Origin of the sequence: Robiginitalea sediminis (assembly GCF_002198115.1) — a bacterium.
Lineage (GTDB): Bacteria > Bacteroidota > Bacteroidia > Flavobacteriales > Flavobacteriaceae > Robiginitalea > Robiginitalea sediminis.
In genome coordinates, this window is the sequence record NZ_NGNR01000002.1 from 462346 (window position 1) to 476895 (window position 14550).

Below are 14550 nucleotides of genomic sequence, written 5' to 3' on the forward strand. Positions count from 1 at the left end.
TCTGCCGTTTACCAATAAAGGAATTATGGCGGGAAATACATTTGGAACGGTTTTCAGGCTGACTACCTTCGGGGAATCCCATGGACCAGGACTTGGCGGCGTTATAGACGGCTGCCCTGCAGGGTTGGAACTGGACCTGGAAGCCATTCAGAAGGAACTCGACAGGCGCCGCCCAGGGCAATCGGCAATCGTGACCCAACGCAAGGAACCGGACCAGGTTACGTTTTATTCCGGCCTGTTTGAAGGCCGTACCACAGGCACACCTATTGGGTTTGTAATCCCAAACACCAACCAGAAGTCCAAGGACTATTCCGATATGGCGGGGACCTATCGGCCGTCTCATGCAGACCGTGTCTATGACCGCAAATACGGTTTTCGTGACTATAGGGGCGGGGGTCGGAGTTCGGCCAGGGAAACGGTATGCCGGGTTGTGGCCGGCGCCATAGCCAAACAGTTGGTTCCTGAGGTTGAAATTTCGGCCTATGTTTCCCAGGTTGGCCACCTGGCACTGGAAAAGCCCTATCAGGAGCTGGACCTTTCCCTCACAGAAAGCAACCCGGTGCGCTGCCCGGATCCTGAAATGGCTGCACAGATGGAAAGCCATATCAAGGCCATCCGGAAGGAGGGAGACACCGTGGGTGGCGTGGTAGACTGCGTCATCCGCAATGTGCCGGAAGGATTGGGGGAGCCCGTTTTCGATAAGCTCCACGCCCGCCTGGGCCAGGCCATGTTGTCCATCAACGCGGTTAAAGGCTTCGAATACGGGAGTGGTTTTGCGGGCAGTACCATGAAGGGTAGCGCACACAACGACGCCTTCAATACAGACGGGAGTACCCGAACCAATTACAGCGGAGGGGTGCAGGGCGGAATCAGCAACGGGATGGATATCTATTTCCGGGTCGCCTTTAAGCCCGTAGCCACCCTCTTACAGGCCTATGATACCATAGACCGGGAAGGCAATCCCAGATCTGTTCAGGGCAAGGGCAGACACGACCCCTGCGTGGTGCCCCGGGCCGTACCCATTGTGGAGGCCATGGCAGCCCTGGTCATAGCAGACTTCCATTTGCTCTCCCGGCTTTCCCGGATATAAGGGCCGCCTTTTTGGGGGGATTGCCGTCAAAATAGTATCTTCCCAATCCTAAAACCAACACTATGCGGAAACTCGAATTGCACTGGCAAATCCTTATCGGGATGTTGCTGGGCATCGTTTTCGGTTTTGTCATGACCTACCCCGAGTGGGGTGCCGGTTTTGTTCAGGACTGGATCAACCCCTTTGGCACCATTTTCGTCAAACTCCTGAAACTCATTGCCATCCCCCTTATCCTGGCATCGCTCATCAAGGGGATTTCCGACCTGAAGGATATCAGCAAGTTCCGGAATATCGGGTTGCGTACGATTGTCATTTATATTGCGACCACGGTGGTTGCCATTACCATCGGGTTATTACTGGTCAACGTCCTGGAACCCGGCAGCGGCATTTCCCAGGATACCATTACCCAGCTGGAACAGACGTACGGGGCCGATGCAGGGGTAACCTCCAAAATAGAAGAGGCAACACGGCAGAAGGAGCGCGGGCCCTTGCAATTCCTGGTGGATATGGTTCCTGACAATGCCTTCCAGGCGGTAAGTGATAACGGGCTCATGCTCCAGGTCATCTTTTTTACCATTTTTCTGGGCATTTCCATGCTGCTGGTTGGCGAAAAGGATGCCAAGCCACTAAAGGACTTTTTCGATTCCCTGAACGAAGTGGTGCTTAAGATGGTGGACCTGATCATGCTTACGGCACCTGTGGCCGTTTTTGCCCTATTGGCCAACGTGGTGGTGACCTCCGGTGACCCGGACCTCCTGCTGGCCCTGCTGAAGTATGCCGGGGTAGTGGTCCTTGGCCTGCTCCTGATGATCGTTTTCTACAGCATTGTGGTGGCCTCGTTCTCCCGGTACAACCCCTGGACGTTCCTGAGCAGGATCAGCCCGGCCCAGTTGCTGGCTTTTTCCACCAGTTCCAGTGCGGCTACCCTCCCGGTTACCATGGAACGGGTAGAGGAGCATATTGGGGTAGATAAGGAAGTGTCCAGCTTTGTACTGCCTGTAGGCGCCACAATCAACATGGACGGCACCAGCCTGTACCAGGGCGTGGCTGCCGTGTTTATTATGCAGGTACTCTGGCCCGAAGGGTTGGGCCTTGCCAACCAGCTCACCATTATCCTCACGGCCTTGCTCGCATCCATCGGCTCTGCTGCCGTACCGGGTGCGGGGATGGTCATGCTGGTTATAGTCCTGGAATCCATAGGGTTTCCCCCGGACCTGTACCCGGCAGCCCTGGCATTGATATTCGCTGTAGACCGCCCGCTGGACATGTGTCGGACGGTGGTAAATGTTACGGGCGATGCCACCGTGTCGGTATTGGTGGCTAAATCTGTGGGTAAATTAGGAAAACCCAAGGTTAAGAATTGGGACGACCACCTGGACGAAGTGAAATAAAAACCGGACCGCCATGAACATTTGTTTCCTTATGTATCCCTGGGAAGAGATCGACCCGGAAAACGATACCAGCCTGGCCCTGTTGCACGAATGCGTGCGCCGCAACCATGGGGTAGCCCTGTGTACGCCCGCCAACCTGACCATCCGCAACAGTGTTACCAATGCCTTTTGTACAGTGATCAACCGGATGGATAAAGTACCAGCCAGTTTGAAAGCTTTTTACAAAAAGGCCACCATCCGGGAAGAAATGCTCCCGCTTGCGGGGTTCGATGTCATTTTTATGCGCGCAAATCCGCCCCTGGACCCCCTTATGCTCAACTTCCTGGATTCGGTTAAGGACGATGTCTTTATCATGAATTCCCTGCAGGGGTTGCGGGAGGCAAACAACAAACTCTATACGGCGGCATTTGGGGATAGTCACAGCAATATTATCCCAGCCACGCACGTCTCCAAGAACAAGACGTACCTGATCCGGCAAATCCGGGAGTCGAAGTCCGATAAGATGATCTTAAAGCCCCTGAACGGCTTCGGGGGCTCTGGGGTTATCCTTATTGAGAAATCGGCCATGTCCAGCATTAATTCCCTCCTGGATTTCTACATCAGCAATGCCGATGGCACCTCCAATTATGTCATCCTCCAGGAATATATCGAGGGGGCGGATAAGGGGGACATCCGCATCCTGCTGCTAAACGGGGAGCCGATAGGTGCCATGAGGCGGATCCCTGGCTCGGACGACCACCGTTCCAATGTGTCGGCCGGCGGGTCTGTGGCTAAACACGTGCTTACCAAACAGGAAAAGGCCCTGTGCCGCCAGATTGGCCCCAAACTGGTAAAGGACGGGTTGTTTTTTGTGGGAATCGATGTTATAGGCGGGAAATTGGTGGAGGTCAATGTCATGTCCCCGGGTGGGATCACCTACATGAACAAGACCTATAAAACCAAGATACAGGCTCGTGTGATCGATTTTGTGGAAAGCAAGGTAATGGACAAACTCAAGGCTTTCGACAGGCGCTCCCGCCTGCGGAAGGAAGTAGAGGATGCATAGGTTAACCCCCCGGGAAATGATCGGCCTGATACGCGCCGAGAAGCCCTTCGAAGCCGTTGCCGAGGATTATTCGTTCCGAATCCGGGTTCAGGACTACGCCCCCTATGTTTGCGGGGCTGTACACGACGGCCACCAGTTTCGCAGGTCGCTCTGGGAGCACTGCACCCATACGGCATATGAACGCTGGTACGAAGAGGACCCCTGCACCCTGGAAATGGTGCAGGACCACCCTATTGTAATCGCGGGGTGCGACAGCCGTTTTGAATACGACCTTAACCGACCGCCCGAGACTGCCGTCTACGAAGATGCCTGGGGCAAGGCCCTGTGGAAGGGAAAGCTACCTGACGCAGAGCGGGCAAAGAGTCTTGAGAAGCACCATAGGTTTTACCAGGTGGTCCACGCGCTGGTGGCCAAGCTGGAAGAAAAACACGGGGCAGTACTTGTGGTGGATATGCACAGTTACAACTGGAAGCGCTGGGACCGGCCCGTACCCACCTGGAACCTGGGCACCTCCAACATCGACAATGCCCGCTTTGGCGGTATAATGGAATCCTGGAGGGCCCGGCTTTCGCAGATTGAGCTTCCGCATGATATCCCGCCAACAGCATTAATCAACGATACCTTTTACGGGAACGGATATTTTCTGAAATACCTCACAGCGACTTTCAGTAACACCCTGGTGATGGCCACCGAAATCGCCAAAGTGTATTGCGATGAGCATACCGGTGTTATTTTTCCGGAAGTTGTAGCGGCTGCCCGTCGCCAATTAAAAGAATTGATACCTTTGCAGCTTCAGGAATTCCAGCAGATCTTATGACGGAAACCCCGTTGCACCCAGACCTCCAAAAGCAGTATGCCCGCTTACTGGAAATAGACACGCACCTGGACCGGTTGGTTCGGCGCATCGAGCTGCTCCAGTACATCAATCCCCTGAATGCGGAAAAGGAAAAACACCGGTTTTTTGCCTCCAAATACACGGAAGCCCCCCAGTTTAAGTACCCGAAACTAAAATTCGACCCCTACAAACTCCACCGCCTCTTCTTTGCCCACCGGTTAGACAAAATCGAGGACGATACCATCAGAGAACTCTATAAGGAGGTTATCTACTTCTACGCCAATATGGTGCAGTGCATTGAGACCATCGGAAGCACCAAAAGGTTCTATTACAATTCGCTGAGAGTTTATGGGACCCCCAGGGAGCGGGATGTGGAAAATGCCCGTTTTATCCTGCATTTTGAGGATGAACCGGTGTCCGGGGACATGGAAAAGAAACACAGCCCGGAAAAAGCTCAGGCGTATTTCGCCGACTTCGCCAAAGCCTATCCCTTTCCGCTGAATATCCAGTTCTCGACCCATATTTCGGCAGAAGCCATGGTGAGTAACAGCAGGCAGGCCTTGTTGATAAAGCGCAATACCCTGTTCAGCGACAACCAACTCCTGACCCTGGCCCACCATGAGATTGGAGTCCACCTGGTCACCACCTTTAACGGTCTGGCCCAACCGCTGAAGATTTTTTCCAATGGCCTGCCCAAAAACGTGGAAACCCAGGAGGGGTTGGCGGTATTCAGTGAATACATGGGAGGGGCGCTGACTCTTAAAAGGCTTAAAGAATTGGCATATAGGGTTTTGGCCTCCGACAGCTTAAGTAAGGGATATAGCTTTGCCGATACCTTCGACCTGATCCATAACCAGTACAAACTCAACCGGGACGCGGCGTTCAACATTACCCTTAGGGCGCATCGCGGAGGTGGGTTTACCAAGGACCGGCTATACCTGAGCGGCCTGCGGAAAATCTACCAGCGGTACCTCAGTGAGGAGCCTATGGACACCTTGCTCTCAGGCAAGGTCGCCATGGACTTTGAAAGCCAGATCAAATACTTGCAAAAACTAGGCCTGGCTACGGTAGGTCCCCATCAGTGCCTTTCCTTTCGGGAGAAAAGGAACACCAATCCCACCCTGGATTTTATCCTTAATAATTTGAAGTAAATCACTGTAGGAACTTTGCCATCTCCTCCTGAGTAGGTATCATACAGTGCTCCTTTTTTCCAAACCACCGGTAGCGGTTGCGGGCCACCAGATCGTAGACCCAATCCCTGAGAATGCGGGGAACCCAGCCGAAAAGGAACGGGAGTGCCCTGTAGCCCTTAAGGTCCCGGGCGATTTCCAGGGCAGCATCGGACTTGATATAATACGCTACCCCCGGGTCGATAAGGACGATGGAATCCGTTTGACTGGGATCGATACCGCGGGCTGCAAGGAGTTTTTCGCCCCATTCCGACTGCAGGGGAGCAAAGCGGAAAACATCCCGGGTATCGCGCTTTAACACCAGTTGGACAGAGCGGTTGCAAAGGTTGCACACCCCGTCGAAGAGAATCAGTTTTTTACCTGTTGGGATTTCCATGGTGCAAAGATAAGGCCAGAAAGCCTATTCCCGGATGCTGGTAGGTTGCAGGGGTGGAGGTTAATATGGTTGGGTGGGGGGAGGGGGTGCCCCGGAAATTAGATTGAGGCCAGGAAGGTACCCAGGTCCATATCTTTCTCTAATCCAAGCTTCTTCTTTAACCGGTATTTTGACTTCAGAATACTCTCGGGCAGCACGTTCATGGTGGCGGCAATCTCTTTGGTGGTCAGGTTCATCCTGAGGAAGGCTGCGAGGCGGATTTCCTTTTCGGATATATCGGGCGAAAGCGTTTTAAGCTTTTGGTCAAAATCGTTGTGTACCTGGGCAAAATAGGTTTTAAAGGTCTCCCAATCCTTGTCGCTGGCCTTTTCCTTCCGCAATAGCATCGCAATGCGCCGGAATTCCATTTTAAATTTCTCCGGGGACTTCCGAAGGTTCTCCAGGTTTTCCTGCAACTCCTCCAGAAAGGTATTCTTCTGTACGAGGTGCAGGGTCTGGCTGGCCAACTCCTTCTTCTTATGTTCGATTTCTTGCCTGAAGATCGCTTCCTGTTTTTCCCGCGCAATCCTGTTGCGCTTTATGCGCTGGCGGAACCCAAAAAACAGCCCGCCGGATATCGCCAGGAACGAAAACATACCTCCAGCATAAAGACTTTTGGAAAGTTTATCCACTTTGGCTTTTTCGTTTAGGGTATTGATCTCTTCCTCTTTTAGTGCGATGTCTGCCTCTTTCTGTGCTGTTTGGTATCTAATTTCTAAGGCGTTGATTTGTTCCACCTTTTCCTTTTGAAAAGTCGAATCGTACGCCAGGAAATGTCGGTCCCGGTAGGCATAGGCCTCTTTGTATTTGCCTTGCGTAGCATACGTATCACCGATTTGCTTTAGAAGCCTAATGATCTCAGGCTTATAATCCGCCTCACTAGCTAGATTCAAGGCTTGATTTAAGGCGCGCAGGGAAGCCTCCGGCTGCTTCATCCGAAGGTATAATTCACCCAAGTGCCTCCCGGCAGTGATTTGCATGGCTAGCTCACCCGTTTTTTTACCTATCTCCTGGGATCGCAATAAAGCGGATTTACTTTTTTCATAATCACCTAACTCCATGTATAGTTCGCCCAAATGCGCATATTGCTCACCCGTTTCAAATTCATACTGTTCGCTTTCAAAAAATGTAAGTGCTTCTAAATAAATTGGCAGCGCCTTTTCATATTCACCATTGGATACCATATTTGTAGCCATATTGGATCGGGCAATTGCTGCTCCCCAGAATTCGTCATATTTTTCGCTGGCCGCTATAGTCTTGCGATAGTATTCATTAGACCGCTCCCATTCTCCCATTTCAGCCAATAGGACCCCCAAATTGTGGAACGTAGGTAACCTGTAGTACTCAGAATCTCCCAAAGTATCCGAATATTTAAGGGAATTCATATAGGACTTCAAGGCATCGTCAAACCTGCCCCGATTCTTCTGAACAACACCCAGAACATTATGGGCCACCTGCAGCATTCCCAGGTTTTTTGCCTTGGCAAACGAATCAATTGCTTTTAAATAAAGTTCTTCAGACTTGGTATAATTTCCCAATCTGTTGTGGTAATAGGCCAGGTCATGAAGCAATCGCGCACGCACGTTGGTGCTTTTGACATCCCGGGCCAAAACTATAGCTGTGTCCAGGTAGGCTTTGGCCCTTTCGGGATCATCCGCCATATAATCATTGTACACGGCTCTATAAGTCAGAATTAACTGCGTGTCTTTTTGGGTCTTTAGCAAATTAAGTAGGCTATCCATAGATCTGTTTATCCGCTGTTGGGAAGATGCCAAGGCGGAGCACAGCAGGAATGACAACACCAGTGTTTTTCCGGATTTCAGGAACCCCATAATTAAGGATGGAATGTTCATTTATTTCAGTATTAGAAAGTTCATAACCGACAAATTCCTTTCGCATGTAAAATGGTCAAAGCGTATTGAGGAATTCATTCAGGTCTATTTCCTGTTTAATCCCAAGTTTCTTCTTCAGACGATATTTGGATTTTAGGACACTCTCCGGCAGCACATTCATTGTAGCGGCAATCTCCTTGGTGGTCAGGTTCATCCTGAGGAAAGCAGCAAGGCGGATTTCCTTTTCGGATATGTCTGGTGAGAAGGTTTTTAACTTTTGATCAAAATCGTTGTGTACCTGGGCAAAATAGGTTTTAAAGGTCTCCCAATCCTTGTCGCTGGCCTTTTCCTTCCGCAATAGCATCGCAATGCGCCGGAATTCCATTTTAAATTTCTCAGGGGACTTCCGAAGGTTCTCCAGGTTTTCCTGTAACTCCTCCAGAAAGGTATTCTTCTGAACGAGGTGCAGGGTCTGGCTGGCCAACTCCTTCTTCTTATGTTCGATTTCTTGCCTATAAATGGCTTCCTGTTTTTCCCGCGCAATCCTGTTGCGTTTTATGCGCTGACGGAACCCAAAAAACAGCCCGCCGGAAATGGCCAGAAAGGAAAACATGCCTCCGGCGTAGAGGCCTTTGGTCAGCCGGTCTGCCTGTGCTTTCGCATTTAAGGTTTTAATCGCTTCTTCCTGCAGGGCTAGGTCAGCCTCCTTTTTAGTAAGATCAAACTGAACTCTTAAGCCTTCAATGGTTCTGACCTTTTCGCTGTTAAGGAGTGAATCGCTAATTGTTTTAAACTTTTTGTAGTACTCCAAAGCTTTTTGCGGTTGCTGCAGCGTTTCAAAAACAGCACTGTAGTTTTCAAAAGAAGTGCGAAGTATAGATGGACTGCCGGTTTGCAGTGCGTAGGTCTGTGCCAAATTAAGGGCTTCCAGGGCTTCAGTGGGTTTACCGTCAAGCAATAAGGCCTCGGCCAGCCTGTTTCGGGCAATGGCCATTCGACGCTGGGCATTTATAGATTGGCCCAGTTCAATGGCCTGTTCCAGAAAACCGATAGCGTTTTTGGGTTGCCCCATTTGAATATGAACACTTCCAATATTCGTAAACGCAGCCACCTTAAGAGATGTAACTCCCGCTTCCTCCGATTTCTTCAGACTTCGGTCAAAGAACTCGAGGGCGCGTTTTTCATCGTTCATAAGCTTATGCATGAGCCCGATATCATTTAAAGCCTGTGCCTGGTAATAGGTATCTCCATGGGCTTCATAGATAGCCAGGGCCCCTGAATTATAATCGATTGCTTTTTGAAAATTACCCAGATTGTGTTCTAAGGTTGCCAGGTGATTCATGGCATCGGCAATGCGAATCGAATCGCCCAACCGCTCAAAAATCTCAAGCCCTTTCAACACATGGCTTAAGGCTAGAGAATAGTAACCTCTGTTTTGGTTAACGCTACCACTGAAATCATAAGCCAGTCCGATGCCCAAACTATCTCCGGCAAGAACCGCCTGTTCCATATCGATGGAATTAATGCTATCGGCAGCCTTGAGCCTTCCCTGGCTGAACTCCAAAATAGCCAACGCGCGCAATGCCTTGGAAATTGGGATGTGCTTCCCCAGTTTTCTGGCCAACGACAAACTTCTGCGGTAGTGGTATGCTGCAGAATCGGCCATGTCCCTGTTGTTATAGACGATCCCTAACTGATAATGGGCCTGAGATATCCCCGAAATAAAATCCAGGGATTCTGCGAGCGCAAGTTGTTCCCGCGCAAATTCCGCTGCTTTCGCATTATCGCGATACATATAATAGTTAACAATAGTATTTATGGTCAGGACTTTGTTTGTGTCTCTGGGTTGTTGTTTATATACCGCTAGCAGACTGTCCGGATCCGAAGGGTTTTGTCCGTGCCCTAACGCGGAAACAGAAAGCACCAGGCAGAACAAAATTTGTTTATACCACATACGATTGCTCTTATGATCAACAAGATAGGGTAATTAATCCGTCATGCGTCGGGGCCTGTTTGGCCGAAATTGGCTCATGTCCATGACTTGTCTATGTATTTCATCGAAGCGATCATCTGTTACAACTATTTAAAATGTTGATAAACAATTAAATACAAATAAACAGTCCATTTCGGTTATTGAAGGTGTCCATGCCCGAATGAGGGTTGGACACTTAAATCTGTCCATACTTTGTCCATGCTGAAAATTAGGGAGCGGAGAATCTCGCATATAGTTTAGCCGTGTTGAATCTCAAAAACCAATACGCGATGAAAACAATCAGCAAATGCCTTAACATCTTGCCCCTCATTCTGCTCGGGGCAGCCTTGACTCTCGGTTCATGCAGTAAAGATGATCCCGAGCCGGACCCGGACCCCACTTCCAATCCGACCCCGGATGGTCCATTGACCTTCGCCAGTGTCCTGGCCCGCGGCGGGGACTTTGAGTCGTTCCCCGAGTCCCGGGATACGGATACCCTGGAAGTAGGGGAGAACTACAATGAGGAATACACGGTAGACCAGAATGGCAGCCAGGTTACCCAGCGGTTTGTCTGCCAATCTTCCAAGGTAAGTGTCCTGGACGGGAATGGTAAATTTCCTTTGTTCAATGCCAATGCCGAGGTTATCTATCCGGCGAGCTTGCTTCAGGGTAAATCCCTCAGGAATGCCACCCCGTCCATCATCCCGGTGAAACGGGCTGGAGGAACTATTTCGTATAACCTCAACAACGGGAACCTTAATTCCTCCTTCGAAGTGGAGGAAGTCACCAAAAGCTCCATACAGAATGCGATGAACAACATCATCGCCAATTCCCCGGATGTGGTCCCGGCCAATTTCAATCTGGATATTGAGGAGGTATTTTCCGAGTCCCAGCTCGCCATTGAAATGGGTATCGATGTTCAAACCTTCCGGGCAAAGGCCTCGGCAGATCTTTCATTTAGTACAGATAAGTCCTATAACCGTTTCCTGGTGAAATTAACCCAGGAGTATTACACCATGAGTTTTGATCTGCCCACCCGCAAAGAAGACATCTTTCACGAAAGCGTTACCCCCGAGGACCTGAGCACCTATGTGCAGGAGGACAATCCGGCTACCTTTATTTCATCGGTTACCTACGGGCGTATTTTTTACATGCTGGTAGAGTCCACCTCATCCCGTCAGGAAATGTCGGCCAAACTGGATGCTTCTTATGGTGCCTTCAAGAATAAGGTGGAAGGCAGCGTGGAAGTTGATGCCTTTAACTCTCTGGACGAAGTACGCATTAAAGTTATAGCCTATGGCGGCGATGCCAAGGGCACCTTTGAACTCACCGGGGAGACCAATATCAATGCCATAGCCAACAAGTTAGCCGAGAGTACCGATATACGCGCAGGCCTGCCATTGTCCTATATTGTCCGCAGTGTGGAACGCCCGGATATTGTTGTGGGCACCAAGCTGGCTACGGAATACGACGCGGTTACCTGCGAATTGCGGGGCGCCCTTCCCCCGCTCGGATACCGGAACCTGGAAGGGGTCTTTGAAGACGGTTACGGGGCTGCCACTGCTGTAGCCGGGTCCAATGCCATCCTTTTCAACGGAGCGGGTACCGAGTACATTTGGTTCAATGGGAATACGGGGAATATTTCACCGGTTTACTCCATTAAGGATGCCAATGCCCCCTTGGGTGTTGTGCGATACGATGCGATAGGTGCAGCACTGCTGTATATTCCCGGAGAAATTTGGCTCTATGATGAAAACAGCCTTGAGTTCGTCATCCTGAAATTCAATCCTTCACCCTACGCCGGGAATAACAATTCCATTCCCACGACTTATATCGGGGAGCGATACACAGGGCCTTTTAATGTAAACCAGGTCCATAATTCCAACCTGTTGGCTGGGGACTCTTTTCCCTTTTCAAGCCTGGGATTCGATGCCGCAGCATATCTCGGGTATGAGGATCGGGCCTATACGGAAAACAGTTTCGGATCAGTAACGGTTCACAATGTCCGTACGTACAAACATATTTATATCCAAAAGGATCAGAACAACTACTATGCCTATGAGAATTATATTGTAGACAAGTTTGAAAAGGTCAATATTTTCACCGGAAATACTACGGAAACAGGGACCATTGTTACCCGTACCTGGACCAACCGGGCGGATCTGTTGAACGTTTCCAATTCGACCTTCCCGTTCGACCAGGTGGGGGCTGCCTGCAAAATCACCCTTGGGAATACAGCCAATGCCTTTAAATTATTGTATTTCAACGATGCTGGCGACGAGTTCTTTGTGCGCAACGGTGTACTGGGCTCGGCAGACGGTCCGTATGTATTGAATTAGCTCTAGCTTATTAGGGACAGCCGGCCACTCAGGTTGTAGATTCAACAACTTGATGCCGGTTGTTTTTTTGCTGGTTTAGTGCAGGGTTAGCTCCTAATTTGAATGGGTGGGGGGAGGGGGGTGCCCCTTAACACTGAAAAGTGCAATTGTGAAAAGCAGTCAAGTCATTTCCGCGCCTCCACCAATTCCAGCTGGTCCAGGCTAACCTGGGTGGTAAAAATGCCATAATTTACTATGGCTTTGTTTTTTTCGATCTGGTCGATGCTGCCTACGGACTTGCTGTCTGCCAGACGTACACGGTCCCCCACTTTTAAGACGGGCCTTGGCTTGGATTTTTCCTTTTGTTCGGCCTTTTTTCTGGCCTTAGCCTTTTCTTTTCGGATGGCTGCCACCTCTTTAGCTACCTCCTTTGCGACAGATTCCGGAGGTTTGGGTTCCGCGGCTGCTTTTTTAGATGCTTTGGGCGGTTTTGTTTTTCGCTTGCTGTTTTCAGTTTCCACCAGCCGCAGCAGTTCCGAAATGAGGGGCCGTTTTTTCTTATCCCTGAAGTACTGGGATGCGATTTTATCGACCCTCGTGCCCAAGTGGATCATACGCTGATTGTAATCGTAGAGCTCCTGGTAGTTGCTCAGCTTGTCCCTAAGCTTTGCATTGAGGGTTTCCATTTTCTGAGTTTCTTCCCGGGCCCGGGTTTCTTCTTCCTGTAACCGGTTGCCGGTTTGGGCCATTCGCGTCCGTTCTTTTTGCAGTTTGGCAATACTTTCGTCGAAGCGGACCTTCCCGCGGGATACTTTTTTCTTTGCCCTGTTGATAAGGCTGTACGGGATGCCATTTTTCTGGGCTACCTCGAAGGTGAACGAACTCCCCGGTTGGCCCATTTCCAATTGGAAGGTGGGTTCCAGGGTCCGGCTGTCGAAGAGCATATTGGCGTTGGTGGCATGGGGCAGTTCCCCGGCCAGTGCCTTCAGGTTGGCATAATGGGTGGTTATCACCCCGAAGGACTCCCTTTCATAGAAGGTTTCCAGAAACACCTCTGCCAGGGCACCGCCCAATTCCGGGTCGCTTCCCGTCCCGAATTCATCGATTAAGAAAAGGGTATCCGCGTCGCACTTGCGCAGGAACCGGTTCATGTTCTTTAGCCGGTAGGAGTAGGTGCTCAGGTGGTTTTCAATGGATTGGTTGTCTCCGATGTCGGTGAGGACGGATCCGAACAGACAGCAGGTGCTTTTCTCGTGAACGGGGATCAGCAGACCGCTTTGAAGCATAACCTGAAGTAGCCCGATAGTCTTTAACGTGATACTCTTGCCCCCCGCGTTGGGTCCCGAAATCACAATAATCCGATTTTCAGGACTCAGACTGATGGTCTGCGGCCAGGTCTTTTCCCGTTTTTCGGTATTGGTCAGCAATAAAAGCGGATGGTAGGCATCGCGGAGAAACAGGGTCTTGTTTGTATTGATTTCCGGCAACAAGGCATTCATACTGCGGGCAAATGCCGCCTTGGCAGCCGTCAGATCCATTTCCGTCATAACCTCCTGGTAGGCAGTCATTTCCCGGATAAAGGGGCGCAAAGCAGCTCCAAGGGCTTTCAGGATGCGCCGTATTTCTTCCTGTTCCTCCAATTCAAGAAGTTGTAGTTCCCGGCTGTGACGTACCGAAGCCTCGGGTTCGATATAAACAATACTCCCTGTTTTCGAAGTACCCAGGACCTGCCCCTTGACCTTGCGCCGGTGCATAGCCTTAACCGCCAGCACCCGGCGGTTGTCCACCACAGATTCCCGAATTTCGTCCAGGTATTCTGCTTTAACCGCCCGGGCCAGCGCGGCATTGAAACTCTGCCCCATCTGGGCCTTTATGGCATTCATCTGCCGCCGGATACTGTGGAGCAACTCCGAGGCATCGTCCCGGATTTCCCCGAACTTGTCAATTACCTGGCCGATATGCTGCGGAATTTCCTCCCTATAGGTAGCCTGAAAGACCCATTCATTCAGTTGTGGGTAATATTCCCGGAACTTTTCAAAAAACTTCTGGTGGAGCCTTATTTGGGAGGTCAGAGCGGCCATATTCCGGAAGTCTTCCAAAGGCAGTAGGCTGTTTTCGATACGCAAAAGGTCCAGGGCCTCGTCTATGGGTTCGAAGGAGCTCCCCGGGATTCTGTTTTCATTTTGGAAGGAGGAGAGGTACTCGCTTGCTCTTTGCAGGGAAGCCAGTAATTCTTCTTCGCTCCGAAATGGTGCAATGGTAAGTGCCATCTCCCGCGCTGGTCCGGTATGGCAATAGGCCGCCAGGCGCTTCCGGATTTGGGGAAACTCCAGGTCTTCCAGGGTTTTTTTGGGTATCGCTTTCATTTGCATTCCAGACAGGGCAAAGGTAAGCAAAAGCCAGGCACCGCCATGGAACCCATACCTGCGAAAACCATTGTATCCCTGGGAGGGACACGGCGG

At 50.6% G+C, this 14550-nt stretch carries 10 protein-coding genes; 6 read left to right on the forward strand and 4 right to left on the reverse strand.

What is annotated here, in order from left to right:
- The first annotated feature begins 25 nt into the window (after window positions 1–25).
- The 5 genes from aroC to CA832_RS08265 all read left to right on the forward strand — a co-directional run bounded on the left by aroC (window position 26) and on the right by CA832_RS08265 (window position 5512).
- Entirely contained in the window at window positions 26–1090 is a 1065-nt protein-coding gene (aroC, locus tag CA832_RS08245) for a chorismate synthase (RefSeq protein ID WP_088341416.1), read from the forward strand.
- A 62-nt stretch (window positions 1091–1152) separates the two neighbouring features.
- The gene (locus tag CA832_RS08250) at window positions 1153–2481 is read left to right on the forward strand and encodes a dicarboxylate/amino acid:cation symporter (RefSeq protein WP_088341102.1); all 1329 of its coding nucleotides are present in this window, start codon (window positions 1153–1155) and stop codon (window positions 2479–2481) included.
- A 13-nt stretch (window positions 2482–2494) separates the two neighbouring features.
- On the forward strand, window positions 2495–3526 hold the full coding sequence (gene gshB, locus CA832_RS08255) for a glutathione synthase (RefSeq protein ID WP_088341103.1): 1032 nt from the start codon (window positions 2495–2497) through the stop codon (window positions 3524–3526).
- A gap of 16 nt (window positions 3527–3542) precedes the next feature.
- Window positions 3543–4343, forward strand: coding sequence for an N-formylglutamate amidohydrolase (locus CA832_RS08260; protein ID WP_317042271.1), 801 nt, complete (start codon window positions 3543–3545; stop codon window positions 4341–4343).
- Window positions 4340–5512 carry a flavohemoglobin expression-modulating QEGLA motif protein gene (locus tag CA832_RS08265; protein WP_088341105.1) on the forward strand — a complete coding sequence of 391 codons (1173 nt, stop codon included), beginning with the start codon at window positions 4340–4342 and terminating at the stop codon, window positions 5510–5512. Before CA832_RS08260 ends, CA832_RS08265 begins: the two co-directional genes overlap by 4 nt.
- Before the next feature lies 1 nt (window position 5513).
- Here the strand turns inward: CA832_RS08265 and CA832_RS08270 are convergent, their stop codons facing one another.
- From CA832_RS08270 to CA832_RS08280, 3 genes are all read right to left on the reverse strand, one after another.
- Window positions 5514–5927, reverse strand: a complete 414-nt coding sequence (locus tag CA832_RS08270; RefSeq protein WP_088341106.1) for a thiol-disulfide oxidoreductase DCC family protein — start codon at window positions 5925–5927, stop codon at window positions 5514–5516.
- Window positions 5928–6025: 98 nt separating this feature from the next.
- Window positions 6026–7819, reverse strand: coding sequence for a tetratricopeptide repeat protein (locus CA832_RS08275; RefSeq protein ID WP_088341107.1), 1794 nt, complete (start codon window positions 7817–7819; stop codon window positions 6026–6028).
- A gap of 55 nt (window positions 7820–7874) precedes the next feature.
- A complete protein-coding gene (locus CA832_RS08280) occupies window positions 7875–9752 on the reverse strand; it encodes a tetratricopeptide repeat protein (RefSeq protein WP_088341108.1) in 1878 nt (625 codons plus the stop codon).
- Window positions 9753–10060: 308 nt separating this feature from the next.
- On the opposite strand from CA832_RS08280, the gene CA832_RS08285 reads away from it, so the two are divergent.
- The gene (locus CA832_RS08285; protein ID WP_088341109.1) at window positions 10061–12109 is read left to right on the forward strand and encodes a thiol-activated cytolysin family protein; all 2049 of its coding nucleotides are present in this window, start codon (window positions 10061–10063) and stop codon (window positions 12107–12109) included.
- A 164-nt stretch (window positions 12110–12273) separates the two neighbouring features.
- On the opposite strand, the gene CA832_RS08290 is transcribed toward CA832_RS08285, so the two are convergent.
- Complete coding sequence (locus tag CA832_RS08290) at window positions 12274–14454, reverse strand: endonuclease MutS2 (RefSeq protein ID WP_088341110.1); 2181 nt, start codon at window positions 14452–14454, stop codon at window positions 12274–12276.
- Window positions 14455–14550: the final 96 nt, after the last annotated feature.